Genomic DNA, 21,254 nt, shown 5'->3' with positions numbered 1-21,254 from the left:
CTTGCGGCGAGCGGGTTCATTTCTTTTGCTGGCCCAAAAGAAACGGAACCAAAGAAAAGGGCCAGCCCCGACGGAGCTCACCCGGCGTGTCATTTGTTCCGGGATTTTTCGACTCGCCATCCTGGCTCGGTCGAAAAACGCCGCACATCCATGTGCGGCGCCCTACGGGTCAGCGCACATGGAGGACTGCGTTTCGAAGATCAAACGCGGGACACAGAGAGCGGAAGCGCAAAGCAGGGCGAAGTGCCCGGCGCGCTCGACAGGAAAAACTTTACGGGCTGAGCTTGACCAGCAACTTCCCGAAATTCTGCCCCGCCAACATCCCGATGAACGCCTCCGGCGCGTTCTCCAGCCCCGCCACGACATCCTCCCGATACCGCACGCGCCCATCGCGCAACCACTGCCCCATCTCGCGCACGAACTCGGGATAGAGCGCGATGAAGTCGCGCTGGATGAAACCGCGCACGGTCAGATGGCGGCTCAGGATCGCGCCCATCAGTTGCGGCACGCGATCGGGGCCGGACGGCGGGGCGGTGTCGTTGTAGTGGGCGACGAGGCCGCACACCGGAATGCGGGCAAAGTCGTTGAGCAGCGGCAGCACGGCGTCGAACACCTTGCCGCCGACGTTCTCGAAGTAGACGTCGATGCCGTCCGGACATGCGGCCGCGAGCTGTTCGGCGAAGTCGTCGGCGCGGTGGTCGAGGGCGATGTCGAAGCCGAGGTCGTCGCGGACGTGCGCCACCTTGTCCGGGCCACCGGCGATGCCGACGGCGCGTGCGCCGTGGAGTTTCGCGATCTGGCCGACGGTCGCGCCGACGGGGCCGCTGGCCGCCGCGACGACCACGGTTTCGCCGTGCTGCGGTTTGCCGATCTCGTGCAGGCCCGCGTAGGCGGTGAAGCCGGGCATGCCGTGGACGCCGAGTGCGGTCTGCACCGGCAGGCCGGCGGGGTCGAGTTTGCGGCGCAGGCTTTCACCGTCGACGACCGCGTGCGTCTGCCAGCCGGCATGCGCCAGCACCAGATCGCCCGGCGACCAGGCCGGATGCAGCGACTGCATGACTTCCGAGATCGTGCCGCCGTCCATGACCTCGCCGATCTCGACCGGCGCGGCGTAGGAGCGACCGGCGTTCATGCGGCCGCGCATGTAGGGATCGAGCGACAGCCAGCGGTTGCGCAGCAGCACCTGGCCGTTGCGCGGCGCAGGCACCTGGAAGGTTTCGACCCGGAAATCGTCCGGAGTCGGCGCGCCGGTCGGGCGCGCGGCGAGGACGATGCGGGTGGCGGTGGAGTCGCTCATCGGGTCGGCCTGTTCGATTGGACTCCCTTCATAGCGCACGCGGCTGTGCGGCGCCGTCAAACGCGGCGCCAACTGCTGCTGGCGTGTTCGACACGGGGACGCGATCACGTCTTGCAGCGACGCGTCGTGCGCGATTCTCGCGTCGCGCGGTACAGACGCGGCGCACACCCGGCACGCCACCCGCAGCGGCTCGGTGCGGATGCGCGCCACCGTGCGGCGAACCCGCGTGCGTCGCTTATCCGGCGCTGGCGCCGTCGAGCGCGGCGATGTCGGACTTCGTCAGCAACAGCGTGCGCGCCGCGGCCAGCTCGCGAAGTTGACCGATGCTGGTCGCGCTGACGATTGGTGCGGTTACGCCCGGCCGCGCGATCAGCCACGCCAGCGCCACCTGGGCCACGGTCGCCGCATGCCGGCACGCGGCATCGTCGAGTGCGGCGAGCACGCGCTTGCCGCGCGCATTGAGGTACCGCTTCACGACCTGCGCGCCGCGCGCGCTGCTCTTCGCCGCATCGGCCTCGGTGCGGTACTTGCCGCTGAGAAAGCCGCTCGCCAGCGAGTAGTAACCGATCACGCCGAGCCCGTGCTCGCGCACCAGCGGTTCCAGCGCGGCCTCGTAACCGGCGCGGTCGACGAGGTTGTATTCGGGCTGCAGCGTTTCGTAACGCGGCAGGCTGTGGCGCTTGGCGACATCGAGCGCTTCGGCCAACCGCGGCGCGGTGTAGTTCGACGCGCCGATCGCGCGCACCTTGCCCTGTTCGATCAGGCGCGAGAACGCGCCGAGCGTGTCTTCCAGCGGCACCGACGGGTCGTCTTCGTGCGCCTGATAGAGATCGATGACATCGGTCTGCAGGCGACGCAGCGAGTCCTCGCACGCGGCCTGGATATTGGCCGGCGACAGGCCCTTGCGTTGCGGCCACTTGGCGACCTTGGTGGCGATCACCACGCGGTCGCGCTTGCCGCGCTTCTGCAGCCAGCGACCGATCAGCGTTTCCGACTCACCGCCCTGGTTGCCGTCGACCCAGGCCGAGTACGCGTCGGCGGTGTCGACCAGATTGAGACCCAGTGCGACGCATTCGTCGAGCAGCGCGTGCGTCGTCGCCTCGTCGGCGCTCCAGCCGAATACGTTACCGCCGAACGCCAGTGGCGAGACCTTGAGGCCCGAGCGTCCGAGTTCGCGTTCCGACATGTGCCGCTCCTGCCTGCAAAAGAATGGCCACAGCATAGGCAGGCACCACGCGCGCCCGACACCGTGGATCGCGCAAAGCAGTGTTCCGGCATGGCGTCGTTGCGGCCTGTGCGACGGGCGGCGACGTTCCCCACGCGGCTTGTGGCACCCTTTGCGCCACGTCCGCGTCCGGAGTTCCGCCCATGCAACGCAGCTTGTCGTTCTGCGCCGTCGCCCTGATCGCCCTCGCCGGTTGCGCCAGCGCGCCGCAGGTGCCTGCCGATTCGGCCGCCGACCTCGATTCCAGCAATGTCGCCCGCCTCGACAGCGCTCTCGCCGGTGACTGGCGCAGCGCCGAGAACCGTGCGCGTGACCAGTACCGTCATCCGCGCGAGACGCTGGCGTTCTTCGGCGTGCGTCCGGAGCAGACCGTCATCGAGATCACCCCCGGCAGCGGCGCGTGGTACGCCGAAGTGCTGGCGCCATATCTGCGCGACAACGGTCGCTACATCGCCGCAATGGTCGACCCGGCGAGCGCCGCCGAGGGTCGTGGCCGCGATTACCAGACCAGCCAGCGCGACGGCCTGCAGGCCCGCTTCGACGGTGCGCCCGCGCAGTTCGACCGCGCGCGCATGGTGAGCTACGACCCGAAGGCACCGCGCTTCGGCCCGTCGAACTCCGCCGATGTCGTGCTGACGTTCCGCAACGTGCACAACTGGCGTTCGTCCGGTCAGGCCGAAGGCATGTTCAAGGGCTTCTACGACGTGTTGCGCCCGGGCGGCGTGCTGGGCGTGGTCGAACATCGTGCGAAGGCCGACGTGCCGGCCGACGACCGCAGCGGCTATGTCGGCACCGCGCAGGTCATCGCACTCGCCCAGGCCGCGGGTTTCCGCGTCGACGGCAGCAGCGAGGTCAATGCGAATCCGAAGGACACCCGCGACCATGCCGATGGCGTGTGGATGCTGCCGCCGGCCAACCGGCACGCTCCTGCGGACGCGGCGAAGTACGCCGCGATCGGCGAGAGCGACCGGATGACGTTGCGGTTCGTGAAGCCGTGAGGTGATGTCGACGGGACCCTGCGGGTCCCGTCGCTGCACGCGCGCCACGTCCGCCCACGTCCACGCAGTCCGGTTCCATGCTCGTCGCCTTCAACAAGCCCTACGGGGTGCTGTGCCAGTTCACCGATCGCAGCACGCCGCCGCGGCCCACGCTGGCGGGCTTCGGCCTGCCGGCGGGTGTCTACGCCGCCGGCCGTCTCGACCACGACAGCGAAGGCCTGTTGCTGCTGACCGATGACGGCCCGCTCGCCAACCGCATCACCGATCCGCGCCACAAGCTGCCCAAGACCTATCGGGTGCAGGTGGAAGGTGCGCCGTCGCTCGAGCAGCTGCAGGCACTGCGCGATGGGGTGACGCTCAACGACGGACCCACCCGTCCGGCGCAGGCAACGATGCTCGACCCGCCGCCCGCGCTGTGGCCACGCGATCCGCCTGTGCGCTTCCGCAAAACCGTGCCTGATGCCTGGCTGGAACTGACCATCCGCGAGGGCCGCAACCGGCAAGTGCGGCGCATGACCGCTGCGGTGGGCCTGCCGACGCTGCGGCTGGTGCGGGTGGCGATCGGCGACTGGTCGCTGGACGCGCTCGCACCCGGCGCGTGGCGGGTGCTGTGATCTGCGGCCGACCGCTCAGCACCCGCATTCAACCGGGTTTCTGGTAACGTGGCCGGCGGACAGCACGCATCTGTCACGCGTCGCCCATTCCCCGTTCGGGGTCAGCCCGGAAGCCAATGCCGAACTCTGCCAACGCCAGCGGTCGCATCCTCGTCGTCGATGACCAGCCTGCGAACCTGCGCGTCGTCAGTTCGCTGCTGAGCCGTCACGGCTACGAAGTGCAGACGGCGCCCGACGGCGCCGAAGCGTTGGCGATGCTCGAGGCGCGCCAGCCCGACCTGCTGCTGCTCGACATGCTGATGCCGAACATGGACGGCTTCGCGCTGCTGGCCGAGATCAAGCAGAACCCGGATCTGCTGCGCCTGCCGGTGGTGTTCCTCACTGTCGCCCAGGACCGCGAACTGCTGCTGCGCGCGTTCGATGCCGGCGCGGTCGATTACGTCACCAAGCCCTTCATGCCCGAGGAGTTGCTCGCGCGTGTCAATGCGCACGTCGGTCTCAAGCAGACCCGCGACCGTCTCGAGCGCATCGCGCGCGAGCGCCAGGAACTGGTGAACCTGGTCGCGCATGATCTGAAGAATCCGCTGTCGAGCATCTGGTTCGCCAGCGACATGCTGGTCAAGAACGAGACCAAGCCCGAGCGTATTCCGCGCTATCACAAGATGATCCACGAGAGCGCCGAAGACGCGCTCGGCTACATCCGCCGCTACCTCGAGACCCAGGACACGTCGCGCAAGGCCGCCGAGGCTGCGCAGGCGACCGGTCTGCGGGATGTGCTGGACTGGATTACTGCGCGCTACGGCATGCAGTTCGAGGATCGCGGCGTGCTGCTGCAGACGCGCGCGCCCGATGCGGCGCCGATGGTCGCGATCGACGGACTGGTGCTGCGCCAGGTCGCCGAGAACCTGATCACCAACGCGATCAAGTACGCGCCCGACAGCAACGTCGACATTTCGCTGCGCAGTGGCGGCGTGGGCTTCTGGCAGTTGCTGGTCGAAGACCGCGGCCCCGGCATCGCCCGCGACCAGCAGCACGCGCTGTTCCGTCCGTTCCAGCGCCTGGCGCACGCCGGCAAGGACGACGGCCGTTCGAACGGGCTGGGCCTGTCGCTGGCCAAGCAGATCATCGTCGATCTCGGTGGCCAACTCTGGTACGAGGACCGCGAAGGCGGCGGCGCGCGCTTCGTCATCGAGCTACCGCAGATAGCCGCCGACGCCGAACGTCCCGCCGCGAACGACGATCCGCAGGACGTACACACATAAAAAACGCGGGCCTGAGGCCCGCGTCCGGTCGACCTGCGCCTGGCCGCATGGCCAGCGCGCGAGTGATCGCGTTGACTCAGTCGTTGCTGCTCGCCGCCGCCGCGCCGCGACGCGCGGTCGTGCGCTTGCGCGCCGGTGCACGGGTCGGCTCGATACGGCGCGAGCTGCCTTCGACAGCGCCACCTTCCTTGCGCTTCTTGTACTGGCGGGCCGCGACCCAGACCAGACCTGCGCCGATCACCGACGCGGCGAGAATCGCCGGGTTGCGACGCAGAAAACCGCCGGCCAGCTTGGTGCCGGTACGTGCTGCGCCGAGCGCGACGCCCGTCTGCAGCCACTTCTCGGCGGAATCGGGAATCGCATGACGCAGGCTGTCGCCTGCCTGGCCTACCAGCGACAGTGCCTTGTCGGACAACGCTTCGAACTTGCTCATGGAATGACCTCGGATGTCCGATGTGGGATGGAGGAGTCTTCGTTACCGGCTGTCGAACTGGCGTGAGCGCTTCGGATCGCGGTTGCGGTCGTTGGGCTGACGTTCGGTAAACGGAGATGCCAGGCTTCAAGTGCCGCGCGGCTTCGCGCGATGCGTTGCAGGTGCGTTCCAAGGATCTTCCGGCCACGGATGTTTCGGATATCGCCCTTTCATTTCCTTGCGCACTTCGGGATACGTGCGCTCCCAGAAACCGGCGAGATCGCGCGTGACCTGCAGCGGGCGCCCGGCGGGCGACAGCAGATGGACCGTCAGCGGCACGCGGCCATCAGCGACGGTCGGCGTTTTCGCCAGACCGAACAGTTCCTGCAGCTTGACCGCGAGCACCGGTGGCGCGGGCGTGCCGTCGGCCTCGATCGCGTAGTCGATCGCGCGCGCCATGCCCGACGGCACTGTGATCCGCACCGGGGCCATGCGATCGAGCTGCTGGCGCAACGACCAGTCCAACTGGTGCTGCAGCGCATCGGCCAGCGCGTCGGCGCCGAGCGCATCGAGGCGGGTGATGTCGGCCAACGCGGGCCGCAGCCACGCGTCGCGTGTCGCCAGCAGCGCCGCGTCCGAGAGATCCGGCAATGCGAGTTCGGGCATCCACGCACGCACCGCCTGCACACGCGCCTGCCATTGCCGCAGACCGTCGCGCCACGGCAGCACGTCGAGGCCGAGCGCGCCGACCGCATCGCTCAGTGCCTGCGCCGCCTGGGCCGGATCCACGCGGCCATTGGCGCGCGCATCGAGCACGATGCCGTCGAAGCGGCGCACCCGCTCGCCGACCAGCGCGCGACGCTCGGCATCCCAGCGCGTCTCGTCGGCATCGGTGAAGCGCTCTGGCCACTGTTGGCGCAGCCGCGCCTCGTCAACCGGCGCGCCGCGCAGCAATAGCGCGTCCTTCGTTTCGTGGCGCAGTTCGCTGGCGACGATCCACTGTTCGCCGCGCAGCGTGCTGTCGTCGAACAGTCGCGCCATGCGGCCGTTGCTGAGCGTGTATCGCGCATCGTCGCGCGCGTGGCGATAGCCGATGCGATCGGGAAATGCATGGCCGAGCAGATCGCCGAGCAGATGCGCGGGTGCAGATGACGGCGGCGCGGCATCGCGCTTCAGGCGTCGGCGCCATTGTTTGGCGGCCGCATCGATCGCGGCGAGTGCGCCGCGTTGCGCATCGGCGGGCGTGCGTCCACTGCGGAAAGCGGCCAGCGCCTGCCAGCGCGCGGCCACGCCATCCGACCGCGGCGTGCCCGGCAATGGCCGCAGCGGATCGCGTGCTTCCAGCAATGCGCACAGGTCACAAGCCAGTGCGCGTTCGCCGGCATCCGCGCCGGCCAGCAGCATCGCCGCGAGCCGGGGATGCGTGCCGAGCGCGAGCATGCGGCGCCCGGTCTGCGTAATCGCACCGCGTGTGTCCAGCGCATCGAGGCGTTGCAGCAGATCGTGCGCGGCGCCCATCGCGCCCGCGGGCGGCGGATCCGGAAACGCGAGTGATGGATCGCCCCAGGCAGCGAGTTCGAGCGCGAGTGCGGCGAGATCGACCTGTGCGATTTCCGGCCGCCGCTGCGGTTCGAGACGCTGCGATTCCGGCCACAGGCGCAGCGCCACGCCTGACGCGACACGTCCCGCGCGGCCGGCGCGCTGGTCGGCCGACGCCTGCGAGATCGCGACGATTTCCAGACGCGAGAAGCCACTGTTGGGATCGAAGCGCGGCTCGCGCGCCTGACCGCTGTCGACGACGATGCGCACACCCGGCAGCGTCACGCTGCTCTCGGCGACGTTGGTCGCCAGCACCACGCGGCGCCGGCCATCGGTGGCGGGCTGCAGCACGTGCGTCTGCGCGTCGACCGGTAGCTCGCCGTGCAGCACCAGCAATTCGACGTCGCCGGGCAACGCGGCTTCGAGTTGCGCACGACAGCGTGCGATCTCGCGCTGGCCGGGCAGGAACACCAGCGCATCGCCGGGCTGCGACGCCAGCGCGTCGACGAGCACGCGACGCACCTGGTGTTCGAGTGCCTCGTCGCGTTTCGGCGGTGCATGCGACACGTCGACCGGAAAGCTGCGGCCCGCGCTCGAGAGCCGCGGCGCATCGAGCCACGTCGCGATGCGCGCGCCGTCGAGCGTGGCCGACATCACCACCAGGCGCAGGTCTTCGCGCAGGCCGGCCTGCACGTCGCGCGCGAGTGCGAGGCCGAGATCGCCGGCGAGATGGCGTTCGTGGAACTCGTCGAACAGCAGCGCACCGACATCGCCGAGTTCCGGATCGTCCTGCAGCATCCGCGTCAGGATGCCTTCGGTGACCACCTCGATCCGCGTGCGCGCGCTGATGCGCTGCTCAAACCGGATGCGATAGCCGACGAGGCCGCCGACGTCTTCGCCGAGCTGGCGCGCCATGAACGTTGCCGCCGAACGCGCCGCGACCCGTCGCGGTTCCAGCATCACGATCTTCCGGTCGCCCAGCCACGCCGCGTCGCGTAGCGCCAGCGGCACCTGCGTGGTCTTGCCCGCACCCGGCGGCGCTTCGAGCACCAGGCGCGGATGCGCGGCGAGGCTGGAGACGATCTCCGGCAACAACGACGTGATGGGGAAGACGGGAGAGGCGGCGTGCGTCACGGCGCACAGGCTAACGACGTCACGCATCGGCGTCGATGCGCGCATGCAAGGGTTTGCCCCGGTATCGGTGGTCATCGCAGGCGACTAGATTCGGCCGCTGCACCGTCACCGGATCCGCCATGCGCGCTCGCCTTCGTCGTCTTCCGCACGTCCTGCTGCTCTGCGGCCTGTCCGCGACCGCGCCCGCCGCGTTCGCCGAGGTCTTCATCAACGAGCTGCATTACGACAACGCGGGCGCGGATGTCGGCGAAGCGGTGGAGATCGTCGCGACCGCAGGCGAAAACCTGTCCGGCTATCGCGTGTGGCTCTACAACGGCAGCAACGCGCCGAATGCGGCGACGACCTACGGCAACGCCGCGGTGCCGGCCGCGCTGACGCGCAGCTGCGGCGCGAGCGTCGGCATCGCCACCGTCACTTGGCCGCGCGATGGTCTGCAGAACGGGCCGAACGACGGCATCGCGCTGGTCGACGGCGCCGGGAACGTCGTGCAGTTCATCAGCTACGAAGGCACGATCGTCGCCAGCAACGGCCCCGCCGCCGGACTGACCAGCCAGAATCTGCCGGTGTCGGAGAGTGCGACCGCGCCGGTCGGCACCTCGCTGCAACTGACCGGCAACGGCAGCACGGCCGCCGACTTCGCCTGGGTGCCGTCGTCGACGCAGACCTTCGGTGCGTGCAACACCGGCCAGACCTTCGGCGGCAGTGGCGGTGGCGGCGACACCACGCCGCCGTCGATCACCGCGACCACGCCCGTCGGCGGCGCATCCGATTTCCCCGCCGCCGGAGACCTGTCGGTGTCATTCAGCGAGCCGGTCACGCTCGCCAGCGGCGCGTTCGCGCTGCAGTGCGCGACCTCGGGCGCGGTGACGCTGTCACACCCGAATGCCGGCAGCACCATCGCGATCGGCACCGGCACCGCGCTGTATGGCGGGGAGGCCTGCACACTGACGATCCGTGCCGCGCGTGTGACGGATGCCGCCGGCCTGTCGCCGGCCGCCGACACCACGCTTGCGTTCGACGTCGCCAGCAGCGGTGGCGACAGCGGCGACTACTACGCACGCGTCAACACCAGCAGCCCCGGTCAGCTGCGCTGCTCGCTGCACGCGACGATCCGCGGCCACACGTCGTATCCCTACAGCGGCGGCACGACGAACACCTGGACGATCCTCGAGATCGCCGACGAGGATCCGGGCGACAGCGGCAGGATCCTCGACGTCTACCGCAACCGCAGCTACACCAAGGGCAGCGGCCGCGCAGGCACCGGCAGTGGGCTGACCTACAACCGTGAGCACACCTGGCCCAAGTCGCTCGGCTTCCCGTCGACCAGCGGCGATAAGGGTCTGCCGAACGCGCCGCACACCGATGCGCACATGCTCTATCTCAGTGACACCGACCACAACTCGGCGCGCGGCAACAAACCGCTGGCCGACTGCACGGCTTCGGCCAACTGCAGCGAGCGCGCGACCGAAGCGAACCAAAGCGTGGGCGGCGGCACCGGGCTGTTCCCCGGCAACTCCAACTGGACCAACGCCAGCGGCTTCCAGGTCTGGGGCCATCGCAAGGGCGATATCGCACGCGCGGTGCTGTACATGGCGATCCGCTACGAAGGCGGCGCGCACCCGACGACGGGTCAAGGCGAACCCGACCTCGAACTGACCGACGATCGCGGCCGCATCGTGTCGACGTCGGCATCGCCGGCGTACATGGGTCTGCTGTCGACGCTGCTGGCCTGGCACCAGTCCGACCCGCCGGATGCCCGCGAGCGTGAACGCAACGAAGTGGTCTACAGCTTCCAGGGCAACCGCAATCCCTTCATCGACCAGCCGCAATGGGCCACGCGCGCGCTGTTCGAGAGCACGGCGCCGGCGAGTTGCCAGTTGTTGAACTGAGGGTGCGGACGCGTAGCGCTTGAAGCCCTCCCGCGCGCGCGGGGCATTGCGCCCTTTACGGGTGGAGGGTTGGGTGGGGGGAAAGGATCAGAGCACAGTGTCTTTGGTCCCGGGGCATACGAAGACGCATGGCTCCGGCTGCCCGGGCACTGACAGATCGCCCCCACCCAGCCCTCCCCCGTCTACGGGGGAGGGCTTTAAAGCTGCAATAGGCCCGCCGTCTACAATGCACGCCCCCACGTTGCCCACATTCCGCCATGCAGCTGATCGACATCGGCGCCAACCTCACCCACGACAGCTTCGATCACGATCGCGATGCGGTGCTGCAACGCGCGCGCGAGGCGGGCGTGACGCGCATGGTGATCACCGGTGCGAGCCGCGAGCATTCGCCCAAAGCGCTCGAACTCGCGCAGGCGTATCCCGATTTCCTGTACGCGACCGCAGGCGTGCATCCGCATCACGCGGTCGAATACACCGCGGAATGCGATGCCGAAATGCGCGCGCTGCTGGCGCATCCGGAAGTCGTTGCGGTCGGCGAGTGCGGGCTGGATTACTTCCGCGATTTCTCGCCGCGCCCCGCCCAGCGCAAAGCGTTCGAGCGGCAGCTGCAGATCGCGGTCGATACCGGCAAGCCGCTGTTCCTGCACCAGCGCGATGCGCACGATGACTTCGTCGCGATCATGCGCGAGTTCGAAGGGCAGATCGGCCCGGCGGTCGTGCACTGCTTCACCGCCGGCAAGCGCGAGCTGTTCGAATGCCTTGATCGCGACTGGCACATCGGCATCACCGGCTGGCTGTGCGACGAACGCCGCGGCCAGCATCTGCGCGAACTGGTGCCCAATATTCCGGCGAACCGGCTGATGATCGAGACCGATGCGCCGTATCTGCTGCCGCGCACGCTCAAGCCGCTGCCCAAGGACCGCCGCAATGAGCCGGCGTTCCTGCCGCACATCGTCGAGGAACTCGCCCGCGATCGTGGCGAGGCGGTCGCGGTCACCGCCGAAGCGACGACGGCGACAGCCGCGGCGTTCTTCCGGTTGCCGTAAACGCTCTGCGCGTCACCTGTTCAAGGGCCGTCGCGAGCGCAGCCAGATGGTGTGTGGCGGAGCGCAGGAAGCGCAGGAAGCGCAGCGTACGTGTGGTAAGTGACCATTTGTGGCCGCCGTTGGCGGCCACCCTTCGGACCAGCAGAAACTGCTGTCTAGAACCGCCTAAAGGCAGTTCTTTCGACCACCGCACGCGCGCCTACTGGCAAGCGCAGCAGGCCACTGGACAGGTTCAGAAGCCGGACGGCATCAGCAACAGCAGACCCGCACCCAGCGCGATGCGATAGATCGCAAAGCCCGTGAAGCGGTGGCGCTTGATGTAGCCGAGCAGCCACTTCACGACGATGAAACCGGTGACCATCGCCGCGACGAATGCGATCGCGACATCGCCCCAGGCTTCCTCGCCCAGGCCCTGGTCGAACCACAACTCCAGGAACGCGTAGGCGCTGGCGGCGAACATCGTCGGGATGCCGACGAGGAATGCGAATTCGGCCGCGGCCGAACGCCGGCTCAGGCCCAGCAGCATCGCGAGGAAGATCGTCGTCGCCGAACGCGAGGTGCCGGGAAACACGCCGGCGACGACCTGCGCCAGACCGACCGCGACCGCCACCGTCCACGTCACATGCGTGTTGTCGCCGCGCTTCTCGGCGAAGTACTCGGCCACCAGCATCCAGATGCCGCCGATGATCAGCGCCCAGGCGACCGGCGTGACGGTCTCCGGCAGTTCCCAGCCGGCCATGCGCACCGGCAGGCCGACCAGCGCGGTGACTGCGAAGGCGACGAACAGCTTCGCCGAGTAGTCGCGGTGCTCGCGCTCGCGCAGACCCGTCGTCAGTTGCCAGATGCGCTGGCGGAACACCAGCAGCGTCGCGAGGATCGCGCCGGCCTGGATGACGATGTTGAAGAAGTCCGAGCGCGCGCCGAGCCAGTGCTGGGCGATCAGTAGATGGCCGGTGCTGGAAACGGGCAGGAATTCGGTGAGCCCCTCGATGATGCCGAGGAGGAGTGCGGAAATCGGATCGGACACGGCGTTCATGCGAAGCGGGGGCAAGCCCGCGAGGATACCGGTCGTCGACGCCCGCGCGAACCCGCGCGGGATCCGCGGTCAGTCGCGCGCGGTGGCCGCGGACTGCTTGAGTTCGCGATAGCGGGTCAGCGCCGCCTGCAGATCACCGCCCAGCGCGGACTGTTCGACCAGCTGCTGGTCGAGGATCGCCAGCTGGCGCTGCAGATCGGTGTGCTGGCTGCGGATGCTGTCGGTCAGCGGTTTGGCGACGGCCTGGCCGGCCAGTTCGCGCTCGCCGGCCTGACGCAGCAGCGACAGCAGGCTGTTGCGCAGATTGTCGACGCCCATGCGCGAGGTCTTGAGCGCTTCGTCGACCAGCACGATGCGCTCGCCGTAAGCGCGGCGCAGGTCGGCTTCGGTCGCGTAGGACTCGACCATCGCCAGTTCCTGGCGCTGGCGCAGGGCCGCGGCTTCGGCGTCGAGCTTGGCCTGCTGCGCGGCCGCAGCGGCGGCGCTGCGTTCCTCGGCGGTCAGTGCGCGGCTCACGTGCGCGGTGGCCATGCCGCTGCGGGCGCTGATCTCGGTGCGTTCGGCGTCCACCGCCGACGCCGGCAGTGCATCGCCGCACACGCGGCGGCCGCCTTCGTTCCAGCAATAGACCTTGCGGTCGGTGGTCGGCTTTTGCGCCAAGGCGCCGGTGGCGAGGCAGGCCAGCAGCAGGCCGCCCATCAGTCGGATCGAAAGGTGCATGTCGTCCGTCCCCCTGACGGCCCCAAGCGTTGAATCAGCGTGTGGTGTCGCTGCCATGTCGTGCCCGGTAGGCGAGCAGGCGTTCGCGTTCTGCCGCCAGTGTCGCGCTCTGTCCGACAAATGCAAGCAGATCGGACAGCCCGGCGATGGCCACCACCGGCACGTCCTGCTCGCGCGCGACGCGCTGCGCGGCGGACTCCGGGCTGTCTTCGGCGACGCGTTCCTGACGATCGAGGGCGATGACGATGCCGGCCACCGTGCCGCCGCCCTCGGCGATCTGGCCCAGCGCTTCGCGGATCGCGGTGCCGGCGGTGATCACGTCGTCGACGATCAGCACCCGGCGCCCGGCCAGCGGCGCGCCGATCAGCAGGCCGCCCTCGCCATGCGCCTTGGCTTCCTTGCGGTTGAACGCGACCGGCAGATCGCGGCCGCGGCGCGCGTATTCGCAGGCCAGCGCCGTCGCCAGTGGAATGCCCTTGTAGGCCGGGCCAAACAGCAGGTCGAACTCGACCCCAGCAGCCTCCAGCGCATCGGCATAGCAGCCGGCCAGCGTGGCGATGGCGACACCGGAATCGAAACGCCCGGCGTTGAAGAAATACGGACTGACGCGGCCGGACTTCAGCGTGAACTCGCCGAAGCGCAGCGCGTCGGCCTCGAGGGCGAGCTGCAGGAAACGGGTGCGATGGTCGGTCATGGCGCCCATTGTCCCACGCCGAGTGCGCGCAACATCAGGTGTTGAGGGCCGCCGCGGCCGCCGCGCACGATCTCGCCGCTGTCGACGAAGCCGGCGCGCTTGTACAGGTGCACGGCGATGACGTTGGCCGCATGCACGTTCAACGCCAGCGTCACCCGTTCGGGATGCCGCAGCGCCAGATCCGCGCAGCACGCAGCGAGTACCGGCAGTCCGAAGCCGCGGCCCTGCCACGCCGCGCCGAGCGCGAACGCGCGCAGCGTGACCAGACGCCGGTCGACGGCCTGCTTCGCGAAGGCCGCGGTCGGGTAGTCGAGGCGATAGAAACCGATGACGACATCACCCAGCAGCACCGCCATCGCGTCGCTGTCCGGCGCGGCCATGGCGTTGTCGACATTGAAGACGATGTCGCCGGCGTACACGGTCTGCGTCGCGGTGAGCAGCAGGCAGCGCGCAGCCTCGGCCTGTGTGGTCGAGGCGATGACGACACACGGCAGCGGGCTCGACGACATCGGCGGAGGATACGCGCCGCGGAGGCCGGCCGCTCAGCACGAATCCGTTAGGCTTGGCGCCGGTACACGTGGATCCGGTCTGCATGAAAATCGTCAGCTTCAATGCCAATGGCGTGCGCTCCGCCGCGAAAAAGGGCTTCTTCGACTGGTTCGTCGCCCAGGACGCCGACGTGCTGTGCATGCAGGAAACCAAGGCGCAGGAACACCAGCTGGCCGGCGAGTCGGGCCTGCATGCGGACTTCCTGCCCGCCGGCTACAAGGCCTGGTTCCGCGACGCGTCGACCAAGAAGGGCTACAGCGGCGTGGCGATCTACGCGCGGCGCGAACCCGACGAGATCCGCACCGCGCTCGGCTGGGCGCCGTTCGACGAAGAAGGCCGCTACATCGAAGCGCGCTTCGGCAACCTGAGTGTCGTGTCGTTCTACATTCCGTCGGGTTCGTCGGGCGATCTGCGCCAGGGCTTCAAGTTCGAAGTCATGGACTGGCTCAAGCCCATCCTCGACGAATGGCTGGCCAGCGGCCGCGACTACGTCCTGTGCGGCGACTGGAACATCGTGCGCGCGCGTCACGACATCAAGAACTGGACCAGCAATCAGAAGAATTCCGGCTGTACGCCGCCCGAGCGCGCGTGGCTCAACGCGATGATCGGCGACACCAGTGGCGATGGCCTGGTCGAGCCGCCCGCGACCGGCTGGCTCGATGCGCTGCGCGTGCTGCGTCCCGATGCGCCTGAGTACACCTGGTGGAGCAACCGCGGCGCCGCGCGCGCCAACAATGTGGGATGGCGGATCGACTACCAGTTCATCACCCCGTCGCTGCGTGACCGCGTGCGTTCGGTCGCCGTGCATCCCGAGCCGCGCTTCTCCGATCACGCCCCGCTGGTCGTGGACTACCGCGCGTGAGCACCGCTGCCCCGGCAACACCCGCCGGCAAGCCGTCGATCTGGCGCGCGTTCACCCAGCCAGCAGCGTGGACGATGTTCTTCTTCGGCTTCGCGTCGGGCCTGCCGTTCCTGCTGGTGGCCGGCACGCTGGCCTACTGGCTGCGCGAGGGCGGGCTGGAGCTGCGCGACATCACGATGATCGCCAGCGCCGGCATGGCGTATTCGTTCAAATTCCTCTGGGCGCCGCTGGTCGACCGCTGGCGGCTGCCGCTGCTCGGTCGTCTGGGCCAGCGCCGCGGCTGGCTGCTGCTGGCGATGGCCGCGGTGATGGTCGGCCTGCTGGCGATGGCGAGCATCGGTACCGGCCCGCTGCCGCTGTTCGTCGCGATCACGCTGCTGGTTGCCTTCGCCGGCGCCACGCTCGACATCGCGGTGGATGCCTATCGCGTCGAGATCGCGCCGAAGAACGCGCAGGGCGCGCTGGTCGCGACGTATTCGCTGGGTTACCGGATCGCGTTGATCGTCACCGGCGCGCTGGCGCTGGTGCTGGCCGACCACGTTGCCTGGCCAGCGGTCTACCGGGTCATGGCCGCCTGCATGCTGGTGCCGATCATCACTATCCTGTTCGCCGCCGAGCCCGACATCGTGCGCGTGCGCGCGCAGAACTTCGCCCAGGGGCTGCGCGAGGGCGTGGTGGAACCCTTCGCCGATTTCTTCCGCCGCTTCGGCGGCAAGGTCGCGATCGGCATCCTGCTCTTCATCCTCGCGATGAAGATCTCCGACCAGGCGCTGATTGGCGGCATCATCGGCCCGTTCTATCTGGACCAGGGCTTCACCAAGACCGAGATCGCCGCGGTGACCAAGGTCTACGGCATCTGGATCGGCATCGCCGGCGCGTTCCTCGGCGGCATCGCAGTCGCGCGCTGGGGCATCCAGTGGCCGCTGTTCGTGGCGATCGTGATGGGCGGCTGCAGCAACCTGCTGTATCTCGCGCTCATCGGCGCCGACGGTGATCTGACCCGCCTGACCATCGTGATCTCCGGCGAGAACCTCGCCCAGGGCTTCCTCGGCACCGTGGCCGTGGCCTACCTGTCGGCGCTGGTGAACATGCGCTACACCGCCACCCAGTACGCGCTGTTCTCGTCGCTGATCATGCTGCCGGGCAAGGTGCTGGGCTTCTTCTCCGGGCGCATCGTCGAAGCGACCGAGGGGTACGCGACGTATTTCGTGATCACCGCCGTGGTCGCGGTGCCCGCACTTGTGCTCTTCTTCTGGCTCAAGCCGCGGGTGCGGCTCAACGACGACGATGCGGCCGCCACCGGAGACATCACGGAATGACCGAACTCGTACTCAGGGATCTCGACCCCGCGCTGCTCGAGCGCATCGGCGCCTATGCCGACACGCAGGGCTGGGGCCAGGCGCGCACGCTGCGCTTCCTGCTCGAACAGGGCCTGCGGGTGAGCATCGGCGATGAGCGTTCGACCTTCGATCCGGCCGAGGACGGCGTGCTGGCCGCGGCGATCGGCGCGCTGGAACAGATCCCCGACGACACCTTCGCCCTGATCGGCCGCGGTCCCGCGCAGCCTGCGGTGGTCAGCTGAGGCATCCGCCTGTGTGTGGCGCGCACGCGCGCTTCCACCAGAATCCCGGTTGGGGCAACGCTGACAAAGTCGTCATTCCCGCGAAGGCGAGAGGCGCTTTTCAACAGCGATTTCCGATGTTCATCCACGGACTTTGATTTCAATGGCTTGAACGTCTACGGATGACCAGCCATTCGGCTGTTGAAGAACAATTCCCGCCTTCGCGGGAATGACGAGCAAAGATCAGTCTTGCCTCCGGATGGGTCGAGCGCAACGAAACCCATCGCCCGGCGTCGCCCGGCGACTCAGGCCGGATGCACGACCCCGAGCACGCGCGGCCCCTTTGCGCCGGTGACCGACGGCACATTGCCCGGCCGGCCGAGCACGGTCTGCCGCGCCAGCCACGCGAAGCCCATCGCTTCGACATGATCCGGATCGAGCCCGTGCGCGGCGCTCGATTCGACGACGACGCCCGGTAGCGCCTCGGCCAGCGCGCGCATCAGCGCGCCGTTGTGCACGCCGCCGCCGCAGCCGATCACCCGCGCGGTGCCAAGCTGGGTGGACTGCAGCGCATCGACGATCGTTGCCACGCTGAGCGCGAGCAGCGTCGCCTGGATATCGGCGATGGCCTCAAAGCCCTGCAACGCGGCGTCGACCCAGTCGAGATGGAACTGGTCGCGCCCGGTGGACTTGGGCGGCGGCGCGGCGAACCAAGGCTCGGCCCGCAGCCGCGCGAGAAGCGCAGCGTCCACGCGACCACGCGCAGCGAGCGCGCCATCGCGGTCGAAGGCCTCGCCCGTGTGGCGCAGGCACCACGCATCCATCAGCCCGTTGGCCGGGCCGGTGTCGAAGCCGCGGACCGGGCCGCCATCGCCGGGCAGCAGGGTCAGATTGGCGATGCCGCCGAGATTGAGCACCGCGCGGTCTTCGCCAGGGCGCGACAGCAGCGCCGCATGCAGGGCGGGCAGCAACGGCGCGCCATGTCCGCCGGCGGCGACATCGCGGCGGCGGAAATCGGCGACCGTCGCCACGCCGGTGCGTTCGGCAATGCGCGCGCCGTCGCCGAGCTGCAGGGTGAACGGCGCACGGCCGTCGCCATCGCGGCCGTAGGGGCGATGGCGCAGCGTCTGGCCGTGCGAGCCCAGTGCGCTGATGTCGGCTCCGGTGAGTCCGGCATCGGCCATCGCGGCGAGCGCGGCGTCGGCAAAGGCGTCGGCGATCAGCACGTCGAGCTCGCCGACATCATCGAGCGTCAGCGTTGCGGCCTGCTGGCCCAGCGCGACCAGACGCGCACGCAGCGTGGCGTCCCAGGGATAGGTCGCGCCGAAACGCAGCTGCGCGTCGAGGGTGCCGTCGGCGCGATCCTCGAAGCGGACGATGGCCGCGTCGATACCGTCGGCGCTGGTGCCCGAGATCAGGCCGAGGAACAGATCGGACATGGCGTCAGCGTCGGAGATAAGGAGAGTGCAAACGAAACGCCCGGCCGGAGCCGGGCGTTTCAGGCGAATCAGCCGCGGCCGTTGCCGGGCCGTGTGGCGTTCGCGACCTGTCGGTCGGGATCCGGCTTGGCCGGCACCTGCGCGTAGATCACGTTCTCGACTTCGCGGATGCGGGCCAGCGCCGGACCAGTCTGCTGGCGGAACTGCGCCAGTGCGCTGCCGCTGAGCGGATCGGGCTCGGGCATCGTGTGCTGCAGCGGGTTGCGATGCGCACCGTTGACGCGGAATTCGTAATGCAGATGCGGGCCGGTCGACAGACCGGTGGTGCCCACGTAGCCGATCACCGTGCCCTGCGCGACGCGCTGGCCCTGGCGGATGTTGCCGAAACGCGACATGTGCGCGTACAGCGTGGTGTGACCGCGGCCATGGTCGAGCACCACCGTGTTGCCGTACCCGCCCTGCACGCCGCGGAACTGCACGCGTGCATCACCCGCGGCCATGATCGGCGTACCGGTCGGCGCGGCGTAGTCGACGCCCTTGTGCATGCGCGAGGTGCCCAGCACGGGATGACGGCGGTTGCCGAAACGCGAGCTCAGGCGCGCGTACTGGATCGGCATGCGGATGAAGCTCTTCTTCAGCGGACGGCCTTCGGCGTTGTAGTACTCGGCCTTGCCACCCTGCTCGTAGCGGAACGCGCTGAAGGGCTTGCCCTTCGCGGTGAACACCGCTGCCTGCACCGGGCCGCTGCGGATCAGTTCGCCTTCGCGCCAGACCTGCTCGACGACGACACTGAACCGGTCGGTCTGGGTGACATCGGTGTTGAAGTCGATGTCGTACTTGAAGACTTCGTCGGTCAGCGTGTTGATGTTCGCGCCCGACAGACCCAGCTTGCGCGCCGAGTGGAACAGCGAGCGGCCCACTTCACCGCTGATGACGACGTTTCGGATCTCGACCGGGCGCTCGACGACTTCTTCGCGAACGGTATCGCCGGCCAGGCTCAGCTCGACGCGTTCGGTGTCGCTGCGGTCGTAGCGGAGCTTGTTGAGCGTGCCGTCGACGGTGAGGTCGAAACCCAGCTCGGTGCCCGGCCGCATGCGCGTCAGCTTGGCCTTGGCATCGGGCAGCTCGAGGATGCGATGCATCGTCGAAGCCGGCAGATCGAGATCGGAGAAGATCGAGCCCAGCGTCTGGCCGCGTTCGACGGTGACCAGCTGCCAGTTGTCGTGGGTCTGCTGCGCGGTCCGCTGGGTGGCGGTCAACGGCGGCAGCGCCAGCGACATCGTCACGAGGTGATGCTGTGGTTCGGCGTCGCCGCGCATCGCCTGCGAGACGCCCGGCACCAGCGCCACCACCAGAACACCGAGCGTGGCGAACAGGCTGGCGTGGCCCCAGTCGCGACGGGTCCAGCGACCTGGATACAGACGCATGCGCGCGGCCTGCTCCTGTGCCCGGTTCCGGGCTGCGGCCTGCAGGTTGTCTTGAAGCACCTGCTGGTGGTGCGCGTCTGCCTGGGGCGGCGGGACAGGAGTCGTCATCGTGAGCGGGTCCGGATGGCGTGAACGGCGTGTCAGCGGGGTAACATAGAGACGTGAGGTCCATGCGTCAAATGCTTGACCAAGCTCGAATTTTTGCTCCGTTCACCGGATAACGAAGCCTTAACCTGCCGTATCCGTATTCACGTTTCAGCCAGCCAAGAGATTCCTGTCCCGATGTCCCTGCAACCCGCCACCGCTCCCCTCGACCTGATCGCCCGCGGCACGGACGAGATCCTCAAGCGTGACGATCTGGAAGCGCGCCTGAAGCTCGGTCGCCCGCTGCGGATCAAGGCCGGGTTCGACCCGACGGCGCCGGACCTGCATCTGGGCCACACGGTGCTGCTCAACAAGCTGCGCCAGTTCCAGGACCTCGGCCACCAGGTGATCTTCTTGATCGGCGACTTCACCGGGATGATCGGCGACCCCTCGGGCAAGAGCGCCACCCGCAAGTCGCTGTCGCGCGAGGACGTGCTGGCCAACGCCGAGACCTATAAGGCGCAGGTGTTCAAGGTGCTGGACGAGGCGAAGACCGAAGTTCGCTTCAACTCCGAGTGGTTCGGAAAGATGGGCGCGGCCGACATGATCCGCCTCGCGTCCTCGCACACGGTCGCGCGGATGCTCGAGCGCGACGACTTCGCCAAGCGCTACGCCGGCCAGCAGCCGATCGCGATCCACGAATTCCTCTACCCGCTGGTGCAGGGCTACGACTCCGTCGCGCTGCAGGCCGACGTCGAGTGCGGCGGCACCGACCAGAAGTTCAACCTGCTGATGGGCCGCGGCCTGCAGGAAAGCCACGGCCAGGCGCCGCAGATCGTGCTGACGATGCCGCTGCTGGTCGGGCTCGACGGCGTCAACAAGATGGGCAAATCGCTCGGCAACTACATCGGCGTGACCGAGCCGGCGATCGACATGGTCAACAAGACCATGAAGATCGGCGACGCGCTGATGTGGGACTGGATCGAGCTGCTGAGCTTCGAGATCGGCATCGACGAGGCCAAGGCGCTGAAGGCGGAGGTGGAGGCCGGCACGCTGAACCCGCGCGACGTGAAGCTGCGCCTGGCGCGCGAACTCGCAACGCGCTTCCACGACGCCGACGCGGCCGAGCTCGCGATCCGCGGCTGGCAGGTCGCGATCTCCGGCGAAGGTGATGTCTCGCTGCTGCCGCTGCAGGACGTGACCGTGCCGCTTGAGGGCCTGCGCATCGGCGCGCTGCTGACGGCGGCCGGTATCACCCCAAGCAATTCGGAAGCCAGCCGCAAGCTGAAAGAGCGTGCGGTCAAGGTCGACGGCGCGGTGGTCGACGATGCTGCGCTCGAATTCAAACCCGGCTTCGAAGGCGTGCTGCAGGTCGGCAAGCGCAATTTCGCGCGGGTGCGGCTGGTCGCGGGCTGAGGTTGTTTTCTCCTTCCCCGTGTACGGGGGATGAGAGCGATTCGTGTGCG

The 21,254-nt window shown here is 68.5% G+C and carries 20 protein-coding genes; 10 read left to right on the top strand and 10 right to left on the bottom strand.

Annotated features, from left to right (window positions below; translation table 11 throughout):
* The coding region (locus tag ACZ9YD_RS08725; RefSeq protein WP_465074783.1) for a hypothetical protein at window positions 1-282 on the top strand (282 nt) is incomplete at its 5' end.
* Here the strand turns inward: ACZ9YD_RS08725 and ACZ9YD_RS08720 are convergent.
* Both ACZ9YD_RS08720 and ACZ9YD_RS08715 read right to left on the bottom strand, forming a co-directional pair.
* Window positions 272-1,297, bottom strand: coding sequence for an NADP-dependent oxidoreductase (locus tag ACZ9YD_RS08720; protein WP_465074782.1), 1,026 nt, complete (start codon window positions 1,295-1,297; stop codon window positions 272-274). The genes ACZ9YD_RS08725 and ACZ9YD_RS08720 overlap by 11 nt on opposite strands.
* Before the next feature lie 235 nt (window positions 1,298-1,532).
* Entirely contained in the window at window positions 1,533-2,483 is a 951-nt protein-coding gene (locus ACZ9YD_RS08715; RefSeq protein ID WP_465074781.1) for an aldo/keto reductase, read from the bottom strand.
* A gap of 182 nt (window positions 2,484-2,665) precedes the next feature.
* On the opposite strand from ACZ9YD_RS08715, the gene ACZ9YD_RS08710 reads away from it, so the two are divergent.
* The 3 genes from ACZ9YD_RS08710 to ACZ9YD_RS08700 all read left to right on the top strand — a co-directional run bounded on the left by ACZ9YD_RS08710 (window position 2,666) and on the right by ACZ9YD_RS08700 (window position 5,396).
* Window positions 2,666-3,520, top strand: coding sequence for a class I SAM-dependent methyltransferase (locus tag ACZ9YD_RS08710; RefSeq protein WP_327058887.1), 855 nt, complete (start codon window positions 2,666-2,668; stop codon window positions 3,518-3,520).
* A gap of 77 nt (window positions 3,521-3,597) precedes the next feature.
* Window positions 3,598-4,134 (top strand): pseudouridine synthase, encoded by a 537-nt coding sequence (locus tag ACZ9YD_RS08705; RefSeq protein WP_465074780.1) that lies wholly within the window; start codon window positions 3,598-3,600, stop codon window positions 4,132-4,134.
* 116 nt (window positions 4,135-4,250) lie between these two features.
* On the top strand, window positions 4,251-5,396 hold the full coding sequence (locus ACZ9YD_RS08700) for a hybrid sensor histidine kinase/response regulator (protein ID WP_465074779.1): 1,146 nt from the start codon (window positions 4,251-4,253) through the stop codon (window positions 5,394-5,396).
* Window positions 5,397-5,472: 76 nt separating this feature from the next.
* Here the strand turns inward: ACZ9YD_RS08700 and ACZ9YD_RS08695 are convergent, their stop codons facing one another.
* Both ACZ9YD_RS08695 and hrpB read right to left on the bottom strand, forming a co-directional pair.
* Window positions 5,473-5,829, bottom strand: coding sequence for a hypothetical protein (locus ACZ9YD_RS08695; protein WP_465074778.1), 357 nt, complete (start codon window positions 5,827-5,829; stop codon window positions 5,473-5,475).
* 126 nt (window positions 5,830-5,955) lie between these two features.
* Entirely contained in the window at window positions 5,956-8,481 is a 2,526-nt protein-coding gene (hrpB, locus tag ACZ9YD_RS08690) for an ATP-dependent helicase HrpB (protein ID WP_465074777.1), read from the bottom strand.
* 119 nt (window positions 8,482-8,600) lie between these two features.
* Between hrpB and ACZ9YD_RS08685 the strand changes: the two genes are divergently transcribed.
* Entirely contained in the window at window positions 8,601-10,370 is a 1,770-nt protein-coding gene (locus ACZ9YD_RS08685) for an endonuclease (RefSeq protein WP_465074776.1), read from the top strand.
* Between the two features lie 257 nt (window positions 10,371-10,627).
* A complete protein-coding gene (locus ACZ9YD_RS08680; RefSeq protein WP_465074775.1) occupies window positions 10,628-11,416 on the top strand; it encodes a TatD family hydrolase in 789 nt (262 codons plus the stop codon).
* 232 nt (window positions 11,417-11,648) lie between these two features.
* Here the strand turns inward: ACZ9YD_RS08680 and ACZ9YD_RS08675 are convergent, their stop codons facing one another.
* The 4 genes from ACZ9YD_RS08675 to ACZ9YD_RS08660 form a co-directional block, all read right to left on the bottom strand.
* Window positions 11,649-12,443: an undecaprenyl-diphosphate phosphatase gene (locus ACZ9YD_RS08675; protein ID WP_465074773.1), complete on the bottom strand. Its 795-nt coding sequence runs from the start codon at window positions 12,441-12,443 to the stop codon at window positions 11,649-11,651.
* A 78-nt stretch (window positions 12,444-12,521) separates the two neighbouring features.
* Window positions 12,522-13,172 (bottom strand): hypothetical protein, encoded by a 651-nt coding sequence (locus ACZ9YD_RS08670; RefSeq protein ID WP_465074772.1) that lies wholly within the window; start codon window positions 13,170-13,172, stop codon window positions 12,522-12,524.
* A 34-nt stretch (window positions 13,173-13,206) separates the two neighbouring features.
* Window positions 13,207-13,866, bottom strand: a complete 660-nt coding sequence (gene pyrE, locus ACZ9YD_RS08665) for an orotate phosphoribosyltransferase (RefSeq protein ID WP_465074771.1) — start codon at window positions 13,864-13,866, stop codon at window positions 13,207-13,209.
* Window positions 13,863-14,375: a GNAT family N-acetyltransferase gene (locus tag ACZ9YD_RS08660; protein WP_465074770.1), complete on the bottom strand. Its 513-nt coding sequence runs from the start codon at window positions 14,373-14,375 to the stop codon at window positions 13,863-13,865. The genes pyrE and ACZ9YD_RS08660 overlap by 4 nt, the downstream gene beginning before the upstream one ends.
* A gap of 83 nt (window positions 14,376-14,458) precedes the next feature.
* On the opposite strand from ACZ9YD_RS08660, the gene ACZ9YD_RS08655 reads away from it, so the two are divergent.
* The 3 genes from ACZ9YD_RS08655 to ACZ9YD_RS08645 are packed head-to-tail and all read left to right on the top strand — an operon-like array spanning window position 14,459 to window position 16,859.
* Window positions 14,459-15,277: an exodeoxyribonuclease III gene (locus ACZ9YD_RS08655; RefSeq protein WP_465074769.1), complete on the top strand. Its 819-nt coding sequence runs from the start codon at window positions 14,459-14,461 to the stop codon at window positions 15,275-15,277.
* Window positions 15,274-16,596 (top strand): AmpG family muropeptide MFS transporter, encoded by a 1,323-nt coding sequence (locus tag ACZ9YD_RS08650; RefSeq protein ID WP_465074768.1) that lies wholly within the window; start codon window positions 15,274-15,276, stop codon window positions 16,594-16,596. The genes ACZ9YD_RS08655 and ACZ9YD_RS08650 overlap by 4 nt, the downstream gene beginning before the upstream one ends.
* A complete protein-coding gene (locus ACZ9YD_RS08645; RefSeq protein WP_465074767.1) occupies window positions 16,593-16,859 on the top strand; it encodes a hypothetical protein in 267 nt (88 codons plus the stop codon). The genes ACZ9YD_RS08650 and ACZ9YD_RS08645 overlap by 4 nt, the downstream gene beginning before the upstream one ends.
* Before the next feature lie 284 nt (window positions 16,860-17,143).
* Here the strand turns inward: ACZ9YD_RS08645 and ACZ9YD_RS08640 are convergent, their stop codons facing one another.
* Both ACZ9YD_RS08640 and ACZ9YD_RS08635 read right to left on the bottom strand, forming a co-directional pair.
* Window positions 17,144-18,277, bottom strand: coding sequence for an anhydro-N-acetylmuramic acid kinase (locus ACZ9YD_RS08640; RefSeq protein ID WP_465074766.1), 1,134 nt, complete (start codon window positions 18,275-18,277; stop codon window positions 17,144-17,146).
* A gap of 68 nt (window positions 18,278-18,345) precedes the next feature.
* Window positions 18,346-19,812: a peptidoglycan DD-metalloendopeptidase family protein gene (locus ACZ9YD_RS08635; protein WP_465074765.1), complete on the bottom strand. Its 1,467-nt coding sequence runs from the start codon at window positions 19,810-19,812 to the stop codon at window positions 18,346-18,348.
* 174 nt (window positions 19,813-19,986) lie between these two features.
* On the opposite strand from ACZ9YD_RS08635, the gene tyrS reads away from it, so the two are divergent.
* Window positions 19,987-21,204, top strand: a complete 1,218-nt coding sequence (gene tyrS, locus ACZ9YD_RS08630) for a tyrosine--tRNA ligase (RefSeq protein WP_465074764.1) — start codon at window positions 19,987-19,989, stop codon at window positions 21,202-21,204.
* The last annotated feature ends 50 nt before the right edge of the window (window positions 21,205-21,254 follow it).

The sequence above is a fragment of the Luteimonas sp. AC640a genome, from assembly GCF_979256585.1.
Note: the sequence above shows the minus strand (reverse complement) of the source record. Positions and strands in the feature narration are given on the sequence as shown.